The following is a 17,764-nucleotide window of genomic DNA, read 5'->3' as shown; positions in this document are numbered from 1 at the left end:
TCAGCGGTGGGTGAGTAGGAAGAGGGTCCGCTTGCCGAGGCAGAGGCCGATCTCCCAGCTGTTGTTGTCGCGTGCTATGTGGATCGGCGTGAGGTGGAACTGCCAGTGCCAGCGGCTGCTGTAGTGGGTGCGGTAGCCGAGCGGCTGGACGTGTCCGGTCTTGAGGGCCTTCCAGTGCCATGGCTTCTCGCCGCGCCAGACGGTTCCGAGGTGCCGGGTGCTGTCGGCGGTGGTGCTCATGCGGCGGTCCTTTCGTGGGTTCAGGTCTCGTTGGCTTCGCGGCCGTCGAGGCTGTGGCGGGTGTGGATCCACCCGTCCGATCCGTCCCCGCGCAGCTCACGGCGCTGCGTTGGCCCGCACGGGCAGAGGTCGGTGTGGTCGTGCACGATCAGATCGTCGAGCGGGATGACGTGCACGTCGGCGGCGCTGGCCTGCTTGGCCAGCCACTGCCCGCTCATACGGCGAGCGCCCGCCGCACTCCCTCTTCCAGCGTCACAGTCGGCTGGTAGAAGCCGAGCATGCGGCCGGGGTCGCAGACGCGGTGGTGGACGCCGCGGGGTGAGGACGGCAGGTGTTTGAGCTGGGGCTGGTATCCGGCCCCGGCGCAGACGATGCGGGCGAGGTCGTCGAAGCTGGTCGCCCTGCCCCAGCCGAGATTGACCGGCCCGGTGACACCGGCGTCGAGACCGGCGAGGACGGCACCGACGAGGTCCTCGATGTGGATCCAGTCGCGGGTGCTGCCGCCGTCGCCCCAGATCTCGAACGGGTCATCCCGGCGTTTGGCCCGCTGAATGAACGCGGGGAAGGGGTAGCAGTCGTCTTGATCTGCGCCATAGCCGCTGAACGAGCGCGGAATGAGGATGCGGCAGCCTTCGGCTTCGGCGTATCCGGCGAGCTTCTCGCCCGTCAGCTTTGCCCAGCCATACGTTGCGTCGGGCCCTTCCATGTACGCGAGATTGATGTCTTCCTCGTACAGCTTCCGCACGTCGCCGGGCTGCTGAAGTGCGACCGGGTATGCGGCGGACGAGCTGAAGAAGACTGCTCGGGGCGTCTTGGTCTGGGTCAGCCAGCGCATGTACCAGGCGTCGAGGGCGAGGTTGGTGGCGACGCTGAGTGGGCTGCCGTCGATGCCAGCCCGGCCGCCTACGATGGCCGCTGCGTGGATGGCGAGGTCCCAGGTGCGGTCGTCGGTGCGGAAGAAGTCGAGGGCGTCGTCGCCGTCGACGAGATCGATGCCGGTGACGTCCCAGCCCCGCTTGTCCATCGCGGCGTGCATGTGCCTGCCGACGAAGCCTTTCGCTCCACTGAGAAACACCCTCATCGCGTCACCCCCTGAGTCCTCGCATGCCTGCTCGTCCGTACTTCGCTGTGGCAGCGCCACGCCATGGTCCGGAGTCGTAGCGGCGGTGGCAGAGTCGGCAGAGCGCCAACCAGTCGGACAGGTCGCGGCGGTATTCGCGGCTCTTGTTCGCCCATTCCAACTGCTCTTCGCCGCCGCAGTGCTCGCATGCCGTGGGCAGCGTCTTGTGCTGTCGGACCCATCGGTGCAGTCTCTGGTACGTCACTTCGTCGCCGCGCCACGCGGGATTCTGCTCGCCGGTCGGCACCTCGTGGCCGGGCTTGAACCACGCCTTGTTGACGGCCGTGATGTCGTACTTGAGGCCGCTCGGGCGCTGCATGTTGCTGTACGCGCAGGCCTTCGAGCAGTACTTCCCGCGACCAGACGCTCGGCGCTTCTCCGTCGTCTTGAAATCGGCGCCGCAGATGCAGGTGACCGTCACGCCCATGACTGCCCCAGCTCGCTGAACGGGACCTCAGTCCTGAAGATCCGCCTGTCCGTTCGGGGCAGTTCTGCGGAACCGCGGATCCAGGCCCTGGCATCGCTCGGGGGGCAAGCCTCTTCGGGCGTTACCTGGAACGTGCCTTCGTTCGTCGGTGGCACGATCAGGTGGACGGGCGACACATGGAGGACACGGGCGAGGGCCAGCATCTCCCCGACGGTCAGGTTCTTCCGACGCTCTTTCTCCAGGTTGGCCACCGCGAAGCGGTCCCAGTGGATGCCCTGCCCCGACAGCAGGTGCGCTAGCTGCTCGGCCGTGATGCCCTGGCGGGTGCGTAGTTCCTTCACCCGTCGCGCGATCGTGCGGGTCGTCTCCGGTATATCCATGGTCGTCTCCAAGATGTGCGGAAGCCCCGACGCTTGGAGTTCGCCGGGGCTTCCTTCCTGCGGGGATCAACCGCAGGCGCATGGGTGGTGTGGGATCAGTTGGCTTTCACGGCCTTGTAGACGCCCCAAGGCAGCCCGCTGTCGACGGGCTTGAGGCCGATGCTGGTGCAGGCGTCGTCGTGGGCTTCCTGGCTCCAGGTGGTGACGTCGAGCCAGACCTGTCCTTCGACGGGCTCGTCGCTGATGGGCCAGTCGAGGATGAGGGTGCCGCCGAGCTTGACGGCCTGCCGTAGTTCGGTGAGGAGGTCGAGGCAGTCGGCGTAGTTGTGGTGGATGAGGACGGCGAGGGAGACGACGGCGTCGGCCTTCTTGCCGAGCGCCGCGTACAGACCTGCGCCGGGACTCAGGACGGTGGGCATGTCGGGGTCGTGCTGGTGCAGCCGGTCGAGCATCGTCGGTGAGGCGTCGACAGCCGTCACGTCGTAGCCGAGGGTCCGTAGCGGGATGGCGACGCGTCCGTCACCGCACCCGAAGTCGACGACCTTGCAGCCGGCGGGGAGGACTGTTGCGAGGTCTGCTGCCTGGTCGCGTCCGCTGCCCCAGTAGGCGTCTTCGTCGATGCCTCGGGTGGGGTGGATCGCGGACGGGTCTGCCCGGTCCCAGGCTTCGATGATGTCGGCGGCGCCCATGGCCCTCCTTGCTGCGGTTGCTCTGATGGAGCACCACCCGGCTGATCACTGGGTGGTCCACGGAGGCCCGCGCGAACCCCGTGCTCCCGGGATGGGTTGAACCCTGGGCCTCCACCAAGCTCAGCCCGCAGCGACGAGCGCCCGCAGCTTGACGAGGTCGGCTTCCAACCCGCCGTTGTCGCGGTAGTCGATGTAGGCGGCCGAGTCGGCGGACACCATGGCTTCGCTGTTGACCTCTTCGTAGCCCGCATCCATCTGCGCCTTTTGCGCCGCAGGGTGAAGGTGCTCGATGACCATGTCGTCGAGGTACGTGATCCGGCCCATTCCGCGGCCCCACTCGACCCACACCAGATCAGCGCACAAGTGCACCAGGCATTCCGGGACCATGAGGCCGAGCGTCGTCACGATGTCCGACGTCATCGCCACTGCGGTCGCCATGGCTTCGCCTTGGAGGAGATCGTTGCCGTAGACGATGCCGGGTCCGCCGGACAGGCACTCGCGGATGCGGGCATCCCACGCCATCGCGGCCGGGCGCGGGCGGTGGTCGTCGCCGAGGAACGCGAGGAACCGGTAGTCGCCCGCGTTCTTCACCGCGGCCTGGTTGAGGGTGCCGCAGAGCCGTTTCCGCGCCCAGTACACGAACCGCACCCGGCCATCGTCCGCGAACCTCTTGGCCTGCGCCTTGTAGGCGGCGAGTTCGGGGTCGTCCTTGTCGACGCAGAACAGGACGTCGGCCGTGGCGCCGGTGTCGTCCCACGCACGCATGATCTCGGGGATCGCCTGGGGCCGGCCGCGGGTCGGGATGATGACGAGGAGATCGTCCATGGCGCGGGCTCCTTCAGGGGTGGCGTGGGCTAGTAGATGCGGAGGCGGCCGGCGCGTTCGACGGGCTGCTCAGCTCCCGCAGTGGCGGTGATCCACACCCAGTAGTTGCCGGTGTCGAGTTCGATGGCGTCGGGTCCGACCATGACGCGGGCGTAGCCGCTGACGGTTTCGGCGTCGTGCCAGTCGTCGTCTTCGGGGTTGCCTTCGCCTGTGAGGAATGCGAGCCGCGGGCTGGTGGAGGCGACCGGACTGCCGTTGTCGTCGGTGGCGGTGATGGCGACGCGGACGTATTCGCGGCTGGTCTGGGCTAGCTGCACGGTTCGCTGGCCTCCCATCGCGGCGGGAGCACGGTCGCGGTCCGGCGCCGCTCTTGGACGACTGCCGACCACCGGGATGTCGGCGGCCCGACGGTGAGCGTCACGTTGGCGCCTTCGTCGCCGCCTGCCGTTGCGGTGATGCCTGCGTGGGCTGCGAGGGCCGCGGCGAGGAGCCGGTTGAGGCTGGCCGCCGTGGACGCTGTCGCGGTGACGGCGAGGGATCCGCTGGCGCGGACGTCGACGGTTCCTGCCGCCGCCGCGACGGCTGTGGCGGCCAGGTTGCTGCCCGAGGCTGTGTCGATCCTGCCGGTGGCGGCAAGCGTGCCGGACGCGGGCAGTGCTGCCGTGCTGCGCGCATCCCGGGTTCCTGCAGCGGCCAGTGCAGCGGCGGCCGCGAGTTCGCCGGCGGCTACGAGGTCGAGGTGGCTGTCGGCGGCGATCTCGGCTGTGACGGTGAGGCCGGCCGTGACTTCGCCGTTGCCGGTGACCGTTCCATCCGCCGCCGGGGTCGCGGTTGCGGCGAGTGCGCTGCCGCTTCGGGCTTGGAGGGTGGCGGAGGCGTCTGCCGTGGCGGTGCCGGCCAGGGCCGCGCTGCCGGTGGCGGCGCGGAGGCCTTCGCCGGTCGCTGTTGCGATGGCGTCGAGTTGGCCGCTGCTGACGTGTCCGGTAAAGGCGGTGCTGGTGGCGGTGGCTTCCGCCGCGAGCCCTGCTGTGCCTTCTGTGCTGATCGCCGCGTCCGCGGTCCCGGCCGCGACTGCGTCGAGGGCACCGGTTGCCGCAGCGTCCCGCAGTGCCGTGCTGTCGGCGGCAGCGGTGGCGTTGAGATCGCCTGCGATGGCGCGCCCGATGCTGCCTGCGCTGGTCGGGGTGGCGGTCGCGGAGAGTGCCGCGGTCCCGGCTGCGTCGACGACCGCGTCTGCCGCGGCGGTGGCAGTGCCCGCGAGGGCTGCCGTGCTGCCGGTGGCGCGTACCGCCGTGCCGCTGAGCCCGGCAACGCCTGCGAGGGTACCGCTGGCGATCGCCTGCCGGTCGCCCGTCGCGCTTCCGGTCGCGGTCGCGGCGAGCGCTGCCGTTCCGGATACCGCGACCGTCCCGGTGGCAGACCCCGTGGCGGTGGCAGCGAGGCTGCCGCCGCCTTCGACTGCGGAGGCGGGCACGTACTCGACGAGCGCCCACAGAGTGGAGACGCGCCGGGCGGTGGACTGGCTGACGTTGCCGCGGTAGCCGATCTGCGCCGTGTCCAGCGTCGAGGGCGTCCAGGCGGTGGAGGTCTGCGGGTTGGTGTAGGCGGTCAGCTGGTACGGGAACGGCGACCCGACCTTGTGGGTCGACCAGCCGCTGACCGCGACGGAGACGGATGCGGACTCGGAGACGGTCCCGGACACCTGCCCTTTGATCCGGTACACGATCGATGCTGCGGTCGCCGCGTTCGAGCCGACTCGGCCGCCGACCTGAACGAGGGTGATCGTGTCCGAGGCTCCGATGCCGGCGGACGACGTCGAGTCGACGTTGAAGTCGTCGATGGTCGTCGTGCCGGTCGCGGTGGTGGCGTTGTAGGAGGTGGCGTCGTCGGGGGTGGTCTCGGAGACGCGGGTGTAGTTGTTCGCGGCTCCGGCGGTGCCGCCGACGACGGTGGCGAATCCGTTGTTGTCGCCTGCCGCGTTGGGCTTCAGGTGGACGACGTTGCCTGCGCCGGGGAGGCCGGTCTGGGCTGTGCCGGTGGTGTCGTTGACGGCGACGTCGTCGATGTACAGGTCGGTGGTCGCGGCGAGCTGCACGCCCATGCGGATGCGGCTGAAGCCGGTGATGTTGGAGCAGAGGGTGTCGGCGAAGAGGGTGCCGTTGAGGTAGCCCTTGAATGCGGAGATTCCGCTCGCGATGACGCCGCCGTTGTCGACGTCGGTGTAGTCGAGCTCGATGCGGTGCCAGACGCCGGTGGTGAGCGCGGCCGAGGTGCCGGTGAGGGTGGTTTCGGTGAATCCGTCGCGCAGGACCAGCGTGCCGTCGGTCTGGAGCCGGAGCAGGCCGGGGAAGTAGCCGTTCTGCCCGATGCCGTACACGTTGGTCGCGGTGTCGGGGAGGGTGTCGACGCGCAGGTAGAGCCGGTGCATGGTCCGCATGACGACGCCGGTGGTGAGCTGGTGCTCGATGAACGCTGTCGCCGCGGTCGGGTTGGAGCGGAGGGAGGCGGCGCCGGCGCGGTGCACGCTGGTGGAGATCGACGGCGATCCGGTGACGACGGCCCCAGAGTTGACGCCGAACTCCAGGCTGGTCGACTGGAGTTCGAAGCCCGTCGTCCACATCCGTGCCACGACGGCCTCCCGACGGTCAGACGGCGGGCTGGATCAACTTGCTTGGGCGCCGAGGGATAGGCCAATGGCGGTCGCCGTGAAGGAATCCGCGGACGACCACGCTTTCGACGCGGACAGGGCGACGGAGAACAGAAACGTGCCCGAGCTGGACGCCGTCCAGATCGAAAGGTGGGTGATCGTCTCCGAGGTGCCGCCGTTCGTCCACGACGGGTTCGTGCCCGTCAGCGCGAGCGCGGACCCGGACGACGACGCGGCGAACGTGAACACGGACCTGCTCGACGATCCGGCGCTGATGGCGGTGGTGCCGGCCGCGCCGGGGTTCGCGGTGTGGAGCTGGGCGTAGGTGCTGACGGGGCCGAAGGCGGCGCCGGCTGCGCGCAACGTGTTGAGCCAGCTGGATACCAGGGAGGTGGACAGTCCCTCAGCCATCGGTGGTCTCCTCGTCGTGGGGAGACTCTTCGGTCTCCGGCTGGGGTGGGTGGGTGACTTCGCCGGTGGCTGTCACGGTGATGGTGATGGTGTGCGTGTCGGCCACGGCGGCCTCCTCGTCGGGGTGTTGGCTGTCCCGCCGCCTGCGGGCATGGGGTGGCGCGGGCGGCGGGACGTCGGGGCTCGGGGTGAGCGGCCAGCCCCGGTCTAGGCGGTTTCGATCAGGTGCCAGACGAGTTGGCCGCCGGGCGCGATCGCGGTGCCGACGTGCTCGACGTCGGGCGGGAGGGGGTGTCCGCTGCCGTAGACGCGGAAGCTGCGCACTGTCTGCGCGCCGTCGGCGTGGAGGGCCCACACTTCGACGGCGCGCATGTTGCGGCAGCCGACGTGCACGATCCGGCCGGAAAGTTGGAGGGGATGCCAGCGGTCGTCGACGGGCACCTCGTACCGGTAGATCGCCGCCATCTCGCCTCCCTCGAAAGTTTTCGTCCGCCCGGTCCCGCACCACGAGGACCGGGCGGACGGTTGGGCCGAGCGCGGTGCGCTTCAAGGCCCGGCCTGCGCCTCGCCAGCGCAGGAGCTTCAGGCGGCGTGGGCGTGGGGTCCGCGACTGTTGGCGGCGGGGTCGGCGGGCCTGTGTTTGGCTCCGCCTGCTGCCGCTGCGCGAACGGTGGGCAGATGGAAGTACTGGCCTGCTTCGCCATCGATCACCGGCTCGATCTTCCTCCGTGTGACCCAGACTCGGATCGTGCCGGGTTTCACTTTGGCGACGCGGGCAGCTTCCCAGAGGTCGCCAAGTTCACGCTTGCCGTCAAGGTTGGCGAAGTGGATCTCAAGCCCGTCCGGGTTGGGGTAGGCGACCACGACACCCCCCGGAGTACGCGAAAGCCCCCACCGGTGTGTTCACGGCGGGGGCCTCGAAAGCGTGTGGTGACTAGTGTTGCACGATCAAGAATTGGACTTACAGTCCGATTTGTCAAGCGGCTGGCTGGACTTCCTGGTCATCGCCGCAGGCCCTTGGCAACGTCCCCAGCCAGGAGCGCGGCCAGCACCACGATGGCCAGCGGCCACACGAGGGCGATGGCGGCGATCAGCAGACCATGCGAGACGCCATGGCCGTGCGGTCGGCGGCCCCCGGCCAGCCTTGCGTCGACTCCCCACATGACAGCCGCGATGCCCAGGTAGATGAAAACGGCCGTCGGTGACGGCCTGACAAGCTGGAATGTGATTGCAACAGCTGCTGAAGCGGCGAGAACCCAGGCCGCGGCGTACAGCCTGAAGAGCCGTTGATTGGGAACCGCGTCGTTCACGTTGCCGACGCCTCCACCGTGATTCGCTGCCCGTCCCAGCGGAGCGTGTCGCCGGGCTGAACGACGACAGCGGGTTCGTCGCCGCGTTGGATGGTCGCACCGCCGATCCCGGCGACGACCCTGTATCCGTGTTGGCGGCACCAGCGTTCGGTGACGTCGATGAGCATCGAGTGGTCGAGGGTGTGGGTGGCGGGGTCGGCGGCGGCCCGGTTGCAGATCATGCGCCGGTAGAGGTTGGCAGTGTCGCGGAGCCGCCAGCGTTCAGCGTGGTGCCAGGCCTTGTTGGCCTCGCGGTCGCATTCGTCGGCGAGGTCACGGAGGTTCACGGTGTCCACTCCTCGCCTCGGTGGTCGGGGTGACCGACGTAGGGCTGCGCAAGGGTCTTGAGCGCAACCGCACAGGCTCCAGCGGCAAGCACGTACTCGTGCCGCTGCTGGACCTCTGCGTATGCCTGGGTCCTCTCGTAATGGTCGACGATCCCGAGCTTGGCGTCGAGGTCGGCGATGACGTCGGCGGGGTCGTGGAGGGCGATGTGGTCGACGGTGGCTCGTAGCTGCTGCCCGCTGAGGGCGAATCCGTCTGCGACGGTGATGCCGTCTTCGGCGACAACTTCGTCGGATTCGGCGTTCGCGTGCCATGGGCCGGGGCTGGCCGCCAAGGCGACGGCGCGCCGTTCCGCGAACCGGGCGCGGAGGAAGTCGGCGATGTCGCTCACGCCGCTGCCTCCATCTTCTGCGCCTGCTCCGCTGCCACGGCTTCTTGTGCGGCCCGGAGTTCCCGCCATTCCGCAAGTCCGTCCCACCGGGCCCCGCATGTCCGGCAGTGGACGCGGTGGTTGTCGGTGGCGGCGGTGAGTGGCTGCCCGCACCAGCCGTCTTCGGCTGGCGCGGGGCAGGCTCCGATGCCGACGCGGCCAGCGCGCTTCTCCCCGGAGGCGAGGGCTTTCAGCTCGCCGTGCAGTTTGCGGAGTTCGTCGATGTCCTGGCCGACAGGCTCGTAGCGTTCGCACGCCCACAGCAGGTTGGTGGCGAGGAACCGGGCCAGTTCGGGGACGGCTTGGGCGGGGCTACCGCGCCAGGGGGCGATGGTCCAGCCGAGGGTTTGCCGCCAGGAGTCTTCGATGGCCGAGAGTCGGGCTGCGACGCCGCCGGGGCCGACGAGGGAGAGGATCTCGAGCCGGGGCGGGATGGGCGGTGTCTTACTGCCGGACGTTCCGCCGCCGGCCCGTCGGGCTCCGCGCATGAGCATGGCGGTGGTGTCGATCTGCCGGTACAGGCCGGGGAGCTCGGCGAGGCGCGTCACGGTGACGTCTTCACACGGCCGGCAGGACCACCGGCCGGCTTCGGCCACCCACAACTTCCGGTCGCATCGGGGGGTCACGCAGACAGGCCAGTCGTAGCTGTCGAGGTCGGTGGGGTGGTGGTTCATGGCGCGGCCTCTCGTGTGGTGCGGGAAGCAGAGCTGTTCTTGAGCCAATGGTGCACTATCGGTTGACATTGCCGGGCCAATGGCCCATGACATGCCTGTGGGCCCTGCTTCGGACGGCGAAGCAGGGCCACACGGTTGTGGTGGTCACGTCGGGAATACGTCCGGGTGGGTGGCCTTCCACGCGGCCCAGTCCTTGCTGGGGTATTCGGTGTGCATGTGCTTGTCGCGATCCATGATCTGCTCGAGGGAGAGTGGGCCAGTCTTGACGGTGTCGTAGCGGCCCCCTCGACTGTGGGGTGCCAGCGGCACCCAGAACGGGCCGGACGTCCAGGTGACGATGCGATAGGACCAGTCGTCGTCGCCCCACTTGTGGAAGATTCGGGTGACGGCGTCGGTGTCGAACGGCTTTCCTTCGAGCTTGCGCTTGTACCAGCCGTCGGGGCCGAAGAAGTGGACCTTGTACTGCTCGATGTATGACGCGAGTTGCTGCGCTTCGATGCTGGTGGGTCGCGCTTCGGACTCGCGGTCGAAGCATGCGATATATCGCCAGTCCGGGTGGGTGCTGGTGACGGGGATACGGAGCTCGGTGAGCGGGTCGTCGCGGTCGGCGTCGTATGGCCAGTCGGTGACGGTCATGGGTGGATCCTCTCGCGGGTTGGTGCGGGGTGTGCTCGGGTCAGAATCCGCCGCCGGGGAACGTGGGCCGGTGGTGGCGGGGACGCTGCTCGCCGTACAGGGTGTCGATGTAGCGGACCAGTTCCTTGCCCGCGCTGCTGGCCTGGGTCCAGTTCGCTTCGACGTCCTCTCGGAGTTGCTTGGCCTCGTCGGCGGTGAACTCGATTCGGAGGGTGCCGTCGTCGGTGACGGTGATGACCTGCATGGGGATGCTCCTCTCGGCCGCCGCGGCGGCGATGGGTCAGATGGGTTTGCCGTCGCAGTCGCGGTAGCCGTCCGGGCTGCGGTGGATGCCGAGGCAGTCCTCCTCGCAGTCGCCGTCCTTGTCGTCCGGCTCGGGCTCGGGGGTGATGGAGCCGGCGCGGACGCAGGACGCGATCGTTACGCCCTGCTCGTCGACGAGCCGGTAGCGAACCGCCCCGTAGTTCGGGTCGTCGCAGCGCAGGCAGTCGCACGGGTACGCCTGGTACACGCCGTGCAGCTCGGTGAGGGTGCCGTGGTAGCGGACTTGGAGACCGGGCTCCCAGTCGGTGACGGGGTTGAGCATGACGGGCTCCTAGGCGGCGAGGGCGGTGGCGGGGCAGTCGACGGGGTGGAGGACAGTGGCGGGGCCCGGCCCCGAAGGACCGGGCGGGCGGGTCAGCAGCCGTACTCGCCGTCTTGGTCAGCGGTGTACTCGATGCAGTCCATGCAGCTGCAGAGACTCCGGTCTCCGTGCTGCACGGCCGTGCAGTCCGGCAGGGGCGCGCCGTTCGTCGAGGCATGGGCCGTGCGCTGGACCCTGCTGGACATGCGGACGAACTTGCGGGGCTGGTCCTCGAACGAGGTGACGACGGTGACGTAGGGGTCGACCTTCGGCTTGTCCCAGACGAGGGTGATCACGCCGGTCAGGGTGTTCCCCTGGCCGTCGTCGAACTCGACTTCCTGGTCCACGGCGAGAGGCTTCGGTTGCGCGGTCTCGGGCTTGATGGGGGTGATGGTCCAGCCCTGCCGCTCCGCCTGTTCGCGGTCGATGCGGGTGCAGTTGTCGCAGGCGTCGAGCGGGATGGAACCGTCGCGGGTGAGCGTGTGGGTGGCGGGCTGGCGGCAGTTCCAGCAGGGGCGGTGGGCCATGGACTGCTCCTTGCGGGTCGGGGCGGTGACGGGGAGGGCCGCCGTGGGGGCGGCGGCCCTGGGCTGTGCCGGTCAGGCGATGAGGACGGCGTCGGGGATGGCGCGCATCAGCGGCAGGTCGCGGCCGCCGGACTCCTCGTCCCAGTCGGTGGAGACCCGGACCGGGCCGATGCCGTCCACCTCGACGGTCAGGGTGATCTCGGTGGCCTTCCAGGTGGCGTCGCCGTCGCAGGCGCCCCGCTCGACTTGGCGGGTGGTGACCGCCCCGCCGACGCGCTCGTACACGGTGTTCAGTTCGTGCTGGGACCACAGGGTGAGGCTGGTGGCGGTCTCGCCGAGGTGGGCGTTGGGCTGCCAGCCGCTGCGGAAGCCGAGAGCCTTGCCGACCCTCGCGGCCAGTTCCCGCTCAGGCCTGGCGTGGGCGTACTCGATCCGGGCGATGGCACGGATCGCGGCAGGCTGGAGCTTGTCCGTGCTGATCAGTTGGGTCGTCATTCCATCTCCCCTTGCTGTTCTTCTTGGCGATGACCTCATCATGCAGTCCACTCTTGAGGACTGTCAAGAGTCCTCACATGTGGACTGATGCGTGGACTACCCTGAGTGCTCGAACGCGTGCCACAATGCAGGCATGACCAGCGACTGGACCCCCACAGAAGAAGAGGCGCGCACCCTCGCCCGCTACAAGAAGGCTCGCGAGGTCGAGAGGGAGCTGAAGCCCGCGACCCGCATCATCGGCCTGGAGGCGCTCCACAAGGGCGCCACCCCGGCTCAGCTGGCTGAACTGACCGGCGAGTCCGCCGAGACCTTCCGGCGTCTCCGTGACGCCAACGACATCCCCGTCGACCCCCGCTACCAGAGCCGAGCCGAACTCGCCCGCGCCCGCAAGGTCGCACTACCCGAGGCCGCCGAGTGACCCCGGAGCAAGCGGCGATGGTCGACTTCCTGCGCGGCCGCTACGCCAGCAGCGTGGAACTGGCCCGGACGATGCGGAACTTGGCGGCCACCGGGCAGGTACCAGAACTCGACATCGCCCCTTCCCGGGCGGGCGAATTCGGCAGGGTCCACGCCGCCGAGACCCGCATGCGCTTCCTCGACGAGACCGTGGTCCCCTACCTGGGTACCGCCGGCCCGACGGGGCAGATCGCCGACATGCAGCTGCGGATGCTCGCCGACGAGCACCGGGGTTCGAACGGCTACGACGACGCCTGGAGCGGGTAGCCGCTTCTCCGATTCCCGCCCCGCCTCCCCCACCTGCCGGGCAGACTGCCGGTATGGCGCTGAGGTTCACGGTGCAGGGCGATGACGAGTCGGAGACGGCGGAGGGCCTGCGGCTGCTTGTCGCGGCTGGCTTGCAGTTGGCGATGCCGCCGCGTCAGGTGGCGGGTGCCCGGTGGATGGCGCGGGCCGTTCTCGGCAAGGCAAAGGCCCCGGGCGGAGAAGGTTCCGGTCGGGGCCCTGGCGTGCCTGGCTGACGCCTAGAACCGTTGGCCGCGGCCGGCCGTCAGGTCCTGGCCCAGGGGCGTGGGTTGTGGTCTGCTGCGGCGGCCAGGATCTGCATTGCGATTTCCTGTTCGTTCATTCCTGCTTCGACTGCCTGCTCGACAAGCTTGTCAGCGTATTTGCTGCTGCCGGTTCCGAGGAGTCCGCCGCGCTGGAGCTGGCGGCCAGCTTCCTGGATCTGTTCGGGCGTGGGCATGGACATGGGCGCTCCTTCACTTCTTGCGGGTGGGTACGTGCCGCTGATTGGCGTCGTGTTCGGCGTGATAGGAGGCGGCGAGGAGGGCTCCTGCGCTGCTGTTGTAGGGGGTGTCCTGCAGATCAGGGCAGCCAGAGCAGACGACCCTGAACGCGTGGCCCGCGTAGTCGGCTTGGGCGTAGACGAATGCCCCGTCAGGCGCTTCGAGGATCTTGCTGATGCGTTCGAAGGGCACGGTCACATCCCCCGGGCGTGGGCGAGTTCGGCGGCGCGGTCGAGGTAGCGGTCGGCGAGGTGCGGGGTGGCGCGCCGGTCGTTCCAGGCGGGCACGCTGACGGCGTCGGGGAAGTCGCGCCGGATGGCTTCGAGGAGGACGCTCATGGCGGTGTCGGCGAGGCTGCTGCTGGGGGCCGCGACCCGGATGGCCTCCATGAGGCAGATGGCGCCTTGTTCGTCGCGGAGTGCTCCGGTGCACCAGCCGCGGGCGGCTAGGTGGTTGCGGGCCCGCCACAGGGCGGTGGCGACGGTGGTCCGATAGGGGCACGGGCTGGTGGCGGGGGTGAGCAGGGGTGCGGCGTCGATGTGCGGGATGGGGTCGATGGGGATGTGGGCGGTGTTGATCTCGATGGCGGCGGAGGCGTTGGCGAGGCGCACGTTCATTGCGGCTTCGGTGAGGGCGAGCCGGGTTTCCAGATCGACGGCGGGTGCGGGCGCGGTGGCGGTGCGGGCCGCGGTCCGAGTGGTCACGGCCGGTCCTTGCCGTCGCCGCGGCATTCGCCGCACGGGACTGTGACCTGGTCGCCGCCAAAGGCGGTGTACAGCACGCTCTTCCCGGTGCAATGCCAGCAGAGGCCCTGCGCGCGGGCTTCCTCCGGCGAGAGGGCGCCGTTCTGGGCTTCCCATTCCTGGTCGGTCATTCGGCCTGGCATGATGTCGATCTCCTCGTTCTGTTTCGTGTCGGGCGGGGTGGACGGGGCGCCCCTGGTCGCTTCCAGGCATTCGAGGGGCGCCCCGGCTCGGCTACAGGTCTTCGCCGAGGCGGACGTGCATGCTGGCGTGGAGGAGCTGCGCCATCTCGCTGCCGTCGGTGGTGCGGGTGTTGAAGCGGGCCTTGGCCTGGTCGATGATCTGTTCGGTGGTTGCCCGGTCGCCGCGCTTCTTCGCGGCGATGTAGTCGTGCACGGACTGGTGGGTGATCTCCAGGTCGGACATCGGGGTTCTCCTTCTCGGGTGGGGGTCAGACGCGCCAGGTGCCGATGAGGCGGCGTTTGCGGGGGTTGGATCCGTCGCTGGCGAGCTTCTCCATGCCGCGGATTTCGGCGTGGTCGAGGATTGCTTCGTAGCCGGCGGGGAGCGGGCCGGCGACTTGGGGGGCGGCGTCGGCGATGTCGCGGATGCCGCGGGGCTTCTCGTCGTAGACGGGGCCGAAGTTCTGGCAGAGGGTTTCGGCGCTGTAGTCGCCGTCGGTGCAGGGGGTGCCGGTGAACGGGAGCCGCTTGGTGAAGACGTAGGCGGAGCAGAGTTGCGCGTCTTCGTAGGGGGCGATGTTTCGGGCGACGTTCATGACGATCCAGTAGGTCCGGCCGAGCTCGAGCTGGCGGGCGAACCGCTTGGCATCGCCGCGGCCCCAGGTCTTGGGCATGGGTAGGCTCCTTTTCTGGTTTGTGACGGTTTGTTCTTGCTGATCAGGCCTGCTCAGGCGGTAAACATGCAGGTCAGAACCAGCCGGGGCCCCGCTCAGGCGCTGCTCAGAGCGGGCCCTGAGCGGCGACCTGAGCGGCTGTGACCTGCGGGTTCACGGCGTGAGCAAGACTGATCGGGCCCTGATCAGCGGTACATACTTCGCATTGCGGTCACAGAAGGGTGGTCAGCTTGGCGAGCTTGAAACCGCGCGGATTCTTCTCCACGCCGATAGGGCCGAGCGTCACCGGCCCTCCGGCCCCTGCCTGAGTCATCAGCGCCTTGAACTCTTCGACCGTCATTCCGCCATAGGCGGCGGGGTCGTACTCCTGCGCGGCGCCAAGCAGTGCCTCGGTCTTCATCCGGTCGACGCCCGCCTTCTCCATCACGGCCACCGCGTCCTCGACGGCGGCTCGCGCCGGGCCGTCGACCAGTTCTGCGCGGGCCGACGGCTCAGCGCCGCACAACTTCAGCAGCGACTCCCACGACAGCAGCTCGACCGGGGCCGCCTTCTTCAGGTTGCCCTCGTTGTCGTACTCGGCCTCGACGTACTCGGGCAGGTCGACGCCGCGCATCGCGTCGAGGCTGTCCTGGTCGGGGTCGAGGAGTCCGGCCTCGAGCCGCTCCTGGGCGAGCTGGCGCAGGACGTCGGATGGCGCCTCATGGATGGCGTACTCGATCGGCTCGTCGGCCATGCCGGGCACGCCCTGGATGAAGATGTGTCCGGCGTCCTTGGGGTCGGTGGCGGTGGCCGGCGACAGCTTGTGGGGCAGGTATCCCTCCTTGACGGAGCCGTCCCCGAACACCGACCGGGTGTCTTCGACCTTGCAGGGGCCGACCGCCTTGAGGGCGACCATCTGGGCGATGTTGGCGCCGAGGTAGCTGCTCTGGCCGCCCTGCGCTGCGGCCTCTTCGACGATCAGCTCCTTGCGGCCGACGAGCAGCAGGTCGAAGTACAGCCGCTTGGCGAGCGTGCTGGCCTTCGGGAGCTCGTCGAAGAAGATCGTGACGGCGGGGCGTTCGGGGCTCGCCTGCCACTTCTTTCCCATGCCGAGTTTGGCCCGCAGCCGGGCCCGCCCCTTGGCCATGACCAGGAAGAACAGCAGGACGGCTTCGATCTGCTCGTTGGTGCGGGCGGTGATCCTCACGGCGTCGCCGAGGTCTTCGAGTCCGTCGCCGAAGGGGTCGAGGTCGATGGTGATGTTGTCGCGGCAGGCCGTCACGCCCTCGGCGAGGGCCTGGAGGATGCCGGTCTTGCCGCCGCCCGACGCTGCCACCCACAGACCCATCACGCCGGCGAGGGACAGCTCGAGCGGGTCGCCGCCGACGGAGGTGCCGACACGGAACTTGTCGGTGATCGACAGGGACTTGGGGGCCCGGTAGGGCAGGCCCGGGGCGGTGGCGAAGGGGTTGCCGTCGATGAGCCGCAGGATTGCGCATGCCCGGCGGGCCTTGATCGGCTGCGGGCGGACGCCGTTGGTGGGCAGGTCGAAGCGGGTCTCCAGATCTCCCGCCTTGGTGATGATGACCTCGGGTGTGCCCTCGGAGACGCGGACGGTGCACTGCCAGCCCCACGGCTGCCGCACCACATCCGACACCTCGACGATGGGCACGCTCTCGGCGCGGGCGGCCAGCAGGACGCACTGGGCGAGCTGGTCAGGCGTCGACGCGTTCCGCAGCGGGAACGGCTTGGCGCCTTCGGGCAGCTGCTCGACGGACATGACGACGCCGTTCATGCCGGGCATCACCGCTCCCCCGGCCGGGCTCGCCTGGAATGTGGCGGGCAGGCTGCCGGTCGGGGTCGTCACGAAAGGGATCTCCACCCCCTCGACGGTGCGCGCCGTGAAGGGGCGGGAGAGGAGGTACCAGCCGTAGGCGACTCCGGTGGCGGCGAGGCCAAGCAGCATGGGCTGTCCGCCTGCGGCCTGCTCGATCGCGGTGCCGAGGGCGGGGAAGGTGGCGAGGCTGCTGCCGGCGACGATGGCGGCGCGGCCGGCCTTCTTGCCGGTGCGGGCGGCGGCGATCTCCCGGTCGGTCGGCGGGAGCAGCGGCGTGGCCTGCAGGCCGGCGAGTTTGGCTTCCTCTGCGGCGACCCGCCCGCCGAGGCTGGCCAGGGCGGACGTGTTGCCGCCATCCTCGACTTCGGCCCGCATCTTGGCGACGGAGAACCGGGCGTGGGCTTCGGCGACGCGCCGCTGCTGCTGGGCGATCTTCTCGGTGTGCTTGCGGGTTTTGGTCTCGGTGGCGAGCTGGATGACGGTGACGGGGTCGAGGTCGCCGCCGCCCAGCCAGTCGGAGAGCCGGGCTTTGGCGTGCCCGGACTGCTCTTTGAGGGCGCCCTTGGCGCGGCCGCTGCGGGACGGCCCGGGGATGCGGGGCGGTTCGGCGGGCATGGGCGGGATGCTTGCCTGCTGCTCGACGGGGTTGGGCTGGGCTTCGGTGGCCACGGGGCCGTGTCCTTTCCGGGAGGTGGCGGGGCCCGGCGTGGGCCCCGCGGGGTGGCTAGAGGCCGCCGAGGACTCCGCTGAGGGAGCCGACGAGGGAGGTGGTCATCTGATTGCCCATGGCTCCGATGACGGTTCCGGAGATGGCAATGCCGAACAGGCCCACGAGGACGGCGTCCCCGGGCTTGATGTCGCGGTGCTTGACCCGCACGAACACGATGATCCCGAGAACGAAGATCGCGACGATTCCGACCGCGACCGTGCCGCCGCTGGCCTGGGTGACGATCTGATCGTTGACGCCGGTCTGCACCGCGCCGGTTCCGCTGTTGAGCGGGTTCTGCAGGGCGCTGCCGGAACCGCTGTCGGGGGTGAGGCCGTTGGTGATGCCGGCCGGGTCGTCGGCATCCGCTTTGTAGGCGGCGAGGACCGCGGTGGCGGTGTGCTGCTCCGGAGTCGCGGACTGGCCGGCGGTGTCGAGGCCGCGGATGTGCATGACGCGTCCGTCGGGGAGCGTGACGGGGGCTCCGGTTGCGCGGTCGATGCGGTGCTGAATCTCGCCGGCGGACGTGGTCTCCGAAGCGGCGGCGGCGACGGTGGCGACACCTCCGAGGAGAGCGACGGCGGCGCTGCCCGAGATGGCGATCCGGCGGATGACGGTGGACATGGTGATCTCTCCTGT

General features: G+C 69.4%; 31 protein-coding genes. 3 read left to right on the top strand and 28 right to left on the bottom strand.

Translation table 11 applies throughout. From position 1 onward, the window contains the following. From ABZ725_RS14490 to ABZ725_RS14450, 9 genes are all read right to left on the bottom strand, one after another. Positions 1 to 240 (bottom strand): hypothetical protein, encoded by a 240-nt coding sequence (locus ABZ725_RS14490; protein WP_358803015.1) that lies wholly within the window; start codon positions 238 to 240, stop codon positions 1 to 3. Between the two features lie 20 nt (positions 241 to 260). Then, a complete protein-coding gene (locus tag ABZ725_RS14485) occupies positions 261 to 458 on the bottom strand; it encodes a hypothetical protein (protein WP_358803014.1) in 198 nt (65 codons plus the stop codon). Then, positions 455 to 1,321, bottom strand: coding sequence for an NAD-dependent epimerase/dehydratase family protein (locus ABZ725_RS14480; protein WP_358803013.1), 867 nt, complete (start codon positions 1,319 to 1,321; stop codon positions 455 to 457). Before ABZ725_RS14480 ends, ABZ725_RS14485 begins: the two co-directional genes overlap by 4 nt. Before the next feature lie 4 nt (positions 1,322 to 1,325). Further along, positions 1,326 to 1,787: a hypothetical protein gene (locus ABZ725_RS14475; protein ID WP_358803012.1), complete on the bottom strand. Its 462-nt coding sequence runs from the start codon at positions 1,785 to 1,787 to the stop codon at positions 1,326 to 1,328. Beyond that, complete coding sequence (locus ABZ725_RS14470; protein ID WP_358803011.1) at positions 1,778 to 2,179, bottom strand: helix-turn-helix transcriptional regulator; 402 nt, start codon at positions 2,177 to 2,179, stop codon at positions 1,778 to 1,780. Before ABZ725_RS14470 ends, ABZ725_RS14475 begins: the two co-directional genes overlap by 10 nt. A gap of 83 nt (positions 2,180 to 2,262) precedes the next feature. Continuing rightward, positions 2,263 to 2,856 carry a class I SAM-dependent methyltransferase gene (locus tag ABZ725_RS14465; protein WP_358803010.1) on the bottom strand — a complete coding sequence of 198 codons (594 nt, stop codon included), beginning with the start codon at positions 2,854 to 2,856 and terminating at the stop codon, positions 2,263 to 2,265. Positions 2,857 to 2,976: 120 nt separating this feature from the next. Then, positions 2,977 to 3,681, bottom strand: a complete 705-nt coding sequence (locus ABZ725_RS14460) for a glycosyltransferase family A protein (RefSeq protein ID WP_358803009.1) — start codon at positions 3,679 to 3,681, stop codon at positions 2,977 to 2,979. 29 nt (positions 3,682 to 3,710) lie between these two features. Continuing rightward, the gene (locus ABZ725_RS14455) at positions 3,711 to 3,998 is read right to left on the bottom strand and encodes a hypothetical protein (RefSeq protein WP_358803008.1); all 288 of its coding nucleotides are present in this window, start codon (positions 3,996 to 3,998) and stop codon (positions 3,711 to 3,713) included. Further along, on the bottom strand, positions 3,989 to 6,310 hold the full coding sequence (locus ABZ725_RS14450; protein ID WP_358803007.1) for a hypothetical protein: 2,322 nt from the start codon (positions 6,308 to 6,310) through the stop codon (positions 3,989 to 3,991). Before ABZ725_RS14450 ends, ABZ725_RS14455 begins: the two co-directional genes overlap by 10 nt. 64 nt (positions 6,311 to 6,374) lie before the next feature. Here ABZ725_RS14450 and ABZ725_RS14445 point away from each other — a divergent pair, with 64 nt between their 5' ends. Further along, a complete protein-coding gene (locus ABZ725_RS14445; RefSeq protein ID WP_358803006.1) occupies positions 6,375 to 6,653 on the top strand; it encodes a hypothetical protein in 279 nt (92 codons plus the stop codon). Positions 6,654 to 6,946: 293 nt separating this feature from the next. Here ABZ725_RS14445 and ABZ725_RS14440 read toward each other — a convergent pair whose 3' ends face one another. The 11 genes from ABZ725_RS14440 to ABZ725_RS14390 form a co-directional block, all read right to left on the bottom strand. After that, a complete protein-coding gene (locus tag ABZ725_RS14440) occupies positions 6,947 to 7,204 on the bottom strand; it encodes a hypothetical protein (RefSeq protein WP_358803005.1) in 258 nt (85 codons plus the stop codon). Between the two features lie 117 nt (positions 7,205 to 7,321). Then, positions 7,322 to 7,603, bottom strand: a complete 282-nt coding sequence (locus ABZ725_RS14435; protein ID WP_358803004.1) for a hypothetical protein — start codon at positions 7,601 to 7,603, stop codon at positions 7,322 to 7,324. Positions 7,604 to 7,740: 137 nt separating this feature from the next. After that, positions 7,741 to 8,049: a hypothetical protein gene (locus ABZ725_RS14430; protein ID WP_358803003.1), complete on the bottom strand. Its 309-nt coding sequence runs from the start codon at positions 8,047 to 8,049 to the stop codon at positions 7,741 to 7,743. Then, complete coding sequence (locus ABZ725_RS14425) at positions 8,046 to 8,375, bottom strand: hypothetical protein (protein ID WP_358803002.1); 330 nt, start codon at positions 8,373 to 8,375, stop codon at positions 8,046 to 8,048. Before ABZ725_RS14425 ends, ABZ725_RS14430 begins: the two co-directional genes overlap by 4 nt. Beyond that, positions 8,372 to 8,764 (bottom strand): DUF6221 family protein, encoded by a 393-nt coding sequence (locus ABZ725_RS14420; protein ID WP_358803001.1) that lies wholly within the window; start codon positions 8,762 to 8,764, stop codon positions 8,372 to 8,374. The genes ABZ725_RS14425 and ABZ725_RS14420 overlap by 4 nt, the downstream gene beginning before the upstream one ends. Beyond that, entirely contained in the window at positions 8,761 to 9,351 is a 591-nt protein-coding gene (locus ABZ725_RS14415; protein ID WP_358803000.1) for a hypothetical protein, read from the bottom strand. Before ABZ725_RS14415 ends, ABZ725_RS14420 begins: the two co-directional genes overlap by 4 nt. Before the next feature lie 270 nt (positions 9,352 to 9,621). Further along, entirely contained in the window at positions 9,622 to 10,113 is a 492-nt protein-coding gene (locus ABZ725_RS14410; protein ID WP_358802999.1) for a hypothetical protein, read from the bottom strand. A gap of 40 nt (positions 10,114 to 10,153) precedes the next feature. Next, a complete protein-coding gene (locus ABZ725_RS14405) occupies positions 10,154 to 10,357 on the bottom strand; it encodes a hypothetical protein (protein ID WP_358802998.1) in 204 nt (67 codons plus the stop codon). Between the two features lie 36 nt (positions 10,358 to 10,393). Continuing rightward, the gene (locus ABZ725_RS14400; RefSeq protein WP_358802997.1) at positions 10,394 to 10,699 is read right to left on the bottom strand and encodes a hypothetical protein; all 306 of its coding nucleotides are present in this window, start codon (positions 10,697 to 10,699) and stop codon (positions 10,394 to 10,396) included. 92 nt (positions 10,700 to 10,791) lie between these two features. Beyond that, positions 10,792 to 11,265: a hypothetical protein gene (locus ABZ725_RS14395; protein ID WP_358802996.1), complete on the bottom strand. Its 474-nt coding sequence runs from the start codon at positions 11,263 to 11,265 to the stop codon at positions 10,792 to 10,794. Between the two features lie 72 nt (positions 11,266 to 11,337). Further along, the gene (locus ABZ725_RS14390) at positions 11,338 to 11,760 is read right to left on the bottom strand and encodes a hypothetical protein (protein ID WP_358802995.1); all 423 of its coding nucleotides are present in this window, start codon (positions 11,758 to 11,760) and stop codon (positions 11,338 to 11,340) included. 133 nt (positions 11,761 to 11,893) lie between these two features. Here ABZ725_RS14390 and ABZ725_RS14385 point away from each other — a divergent pair, with 133 nt between their 5' ends. Then, on the top strand, positions 11,894 to 12,178 hold the full coding sequence (locus tag ABZ725_RS14385; RefSeq protein ID WP_358802994.1) for a hypothetical protein: 285 nt from the start codon (positions 11,894 to 11,896) through the stop codon (positions 12,176 to 12,178). Beyond that, positions 12,175 to 12,483, top strand: a complete 309-nt coding sequence (locus ABZ725_RS14380) for a hypothetical protein (RefSeq protein ID WP_358802993.1) — start codon at positions 12,175 to 12,177, stop codon at positions 12,481 to 12,483. Before ABZ725_RS14385 ends, ABZ725_RS14380 begins: the two co-directional genes overlap by 4 nt. 283 nt (positions 12,484 to 12,766) lie before the next feature. Here ABZ725_RS14380 and ABZ725_RS14375 read toward each other — a convergent pair whose 3' ends face one another. The 8 genes from ABZ725_RS14375 to ABZ725_RS14340 all read right to left on the bottom strand — a co-directional run bounded on the left by ABZ725_RS14375 (position 12,767) and on the right by ABZ725_RS14340 (position 17,749). Then, positions 12,767 to 12,967: a hypothetical protein gene (locus ABZ725_RS14375; protein WP_358802992.1), complete on the bottom strand. Its 201-nt coding sequence runs from the start codon at positions 12,965 to 12,967 to the stop codon at positions 12,767 to 12,769. 10 nt (positions 12,968 to 12,977) lie between these two features. Continuing rightward, complete coding sequence (locus ABZ725_RS14370; RefSeq protein WP_358802991.1) at positions 12,978 to 13,196, bottom strand: hypothetical protein; 219 nt, start codon at positions 13,194 to 13,196, stop codon at positions 12,978 to 12,980. A gap of 2 nt (positions 13,197 to 13,198) precedes the next feature. Next, a complete protein-coding gene (locus ABZ725_RS14365; RefSeq protein WP_358802990.1) occupies positions 13,199 to 13,708 on the bottom strand; it encodes a hypothetical protein in 510 nt (169 codons plus the stop codon). Continuing rightward, positions 13,705 to 13,878, bottom strand: a complete 174-nt coding sequence (locus ABZ725_RS14360; RefSeq protein WP_358802989.1) for a hypothetical protein — start codon at positions 13,876 to 13,878, stop codon at positions 13,705 to 13,707. The genes ABZ725_RS14365 and ABZ725_RS14360 overlap by 4 nt, the downstream gene beginning before the upstream one ends. Before the next feature lie 103 nt (positions 13,879 to 13,981). Then, on the bottom strand, positions 13,982 to 14,173 hold the full coding sequence (locus ABZ725_RS14355; RefSeq protein WP_358802988.1) for a hypothetical protein: 192 nt from the start codon (positions 14,171 to 14,173) through the stop codon (positions 13,982 to 13,984). Positions 14,174 to 14,198: 25 nt separating this feature from the next. Continuing rightward, the gene (locus tag ABZ725_RS14350) at positions 14,199 to 14,603 is read right to left on the bottom strand and encodes a hypothetical protein (protein ID WP_358802987.1); all 405 of its coding nucleotides are present in this window, start codon (positions 14,601 to 14,603) and stop codon (positions 14,199 to 14,201) included. Positions 14,604 to 14,814: 211 nt separating this feature from the next. Continuing rightward, positions 14,815 to 17,088 carry a hypothetical protein gene (locus tag ABZ725_RS14345; protein WP_358802986.1) on the bottom strand — a complete coding sequence of 758 codons (2,274 nt, stop codon included), beginning with the start codon at positions 17,086 to 17,088 and terminating at the stop codon, positions 14,815 to 14,817. 55 nt (positions 17,089 to 17,143) lie between these two features. Continuing rightward, on the bottom strand, positions 17,144 to 17,749 hold the full coding sequence (locus ABZ725_RS14340) for a hypothetical protein (protein WP_358802985.1): 606 nt from the start codon (positions 17,747 to 17,749) through the stop codon (positions 17,144 to 17,146). Between the last annotated feature and the right edge of the window lie 15 nt (positions 17,750 to 17,764).

The organism is Streptomyces sp. NPDC006872, assembly GCF_040635845.1.
GTDB lineage: Bacteria > Actinomycetota > Actinomycetes > Streptomycetales > Streptomycetaceae > Streptomyces.
Note: the sequence above shows the minus strand (reverse complement) of the source record. Positions and strands in the feature narration are given on the sequence as shown.

Excerpts from the sequence above, each read along its gene's own strand:
- ABZ725_RS14475 (WP_358803012.1), bottom strand. The coding sequence starts at position 1,787 with ATGGGCGTGACGGTCACCTGCATCTGCGGCGCCGATTTCAAGACGACG.
- ABZ725_RS14395 (WP_358802996.1), bottom strand. The coding sequence starts at position 11,265 with ATGGCCCACCGCCCCTGCTGGAACTGCCGCCAGCCCGCCACCCACACG.
- ABZ725_RS14400 (WP_358802997.1), bottom strand. The coding sequence starts at position 10,699 with ATGCTCAACCCCGTCACCGACTGGGAGCCCGGTCTCCAAGTCCGCTAC.
- ABZ725_RS14340 (WP_358802985.1), bottom strand. The coding sequence starts at position 17,749 with ATGTCCACCGTCATCCGCCGGATCGCCATCTCGGGCAGCGCCGCCGTC.
- ABZ725_RS14385 (WP_358802994.1), top strand. The coding sequence starts at position 11,894 with ATGACCAGCGACTGGACCCCCACAGAAGAAGAGGCGCGCACCCTCGCC.
- ABZ725_RS14465 (WP_358803010.1), bottom strand. The coding sequence starts at position 2,856 with ATGGGCGCCGCCGACATCATCGAAGCCTGGGACCGGGCAGACCCGTCC.
- ABZ725_RS14440 (WP_358803005.1), bottom strand. The coding sequence starts at position 7,204 with ATGGCGGCGATCTACCGGTACGAGGTGCCCGTCGACGACCGCTGGCAT.
- ABZ725_RS14350 (WP_358802987.1), bottom strand. The coding sequence starts at position 14,603 with ATGCCCAAGACCTGGGGCCGCGGCGATGCCAAGCGGTTCGCCCGCCAG.
- ABZ725_RS14445 (WP_358803006.1), top strand. The coding sequence starts at position 6,375 with ATGGCGGTCGCCGTGAAGGAATCCGCGGACGACCACGCTTTCGACGCG.
- ABZ725_RS14490 (WP_358803015.1), bottom strand. The coding sequence starts at position 240 with ATGAGCACCACCGCCGACAGCACCCGGCACCTCGGAACCGTCTGGCGC.
- ABZ725_RS14390 (WP_358802995.1), bottom strand. The coding sequence starts at position 11,760 with ATGACGACCCAACTGATCAGCACGGACAAGCTCCAGCCTGCCGCGATC.
- ABZ725_RS14375 (WP_358802992.1), bottom strand. The coding sequence starts at position 12,967 with ATGTCCATGCCCACGCCCGAACAGATCCAGGAAGCTGGCCGCCAGCTC.
- ABZ725_RS14355 (WP_358802988.1), bottom strand. The coding sequence starts at position 14,173 with ATGTCCGACCTGGAGATCACCCACCAGTCCGTGCACGACTACATCGCC.
- ABZ725_RS14410 (WP_358802999.1), bottom strand. The coding sequence starts at position 10,113 with ATGACCGTCACCGACTGGCCATACGACGCCGACCGCGACGACCCGCTC.
- ABZ725_RS14360 (WP_358802989.1), bottom strand. The coding sequence starts at position 13,878 with ATGACCGACCAGGAATGGGAAGCCCAGAACGGCGCCCTCTCGCCGGAG.
- ABZ725_RS14480 (WP_358803013.1), bottom strand. The coding sequence starts at position 1,321 with ATGAGGGTGTTTCTCAGTGGAGCGAAAGGCTTCGTCGGCAGGCACATG.
- ABZ725_RS14485 (WP_358803014.1), bottom strand. The coding sequence starts at position 458 with ATGAGCGGGCAGTGGCTGGCCAAGCAGGCCAGCGCCGCCGACGTGCAC.
- ABZ725_RS14405 (WP_358802998.1), bottom strand. The coding sequence starts at position 10,357 with ATGCAGGTCATCACCGTCACCGACGACGGCACCCTCCGAATCGAGTTC.
- ABZ725_RS14460 (WP_358803009.1), bottom strand. The coding sequence starts at position 3,681 with ATGGACGATCTCCTCGTCATCATCCCGACCCGCGGCCGGCCCCAGGCG.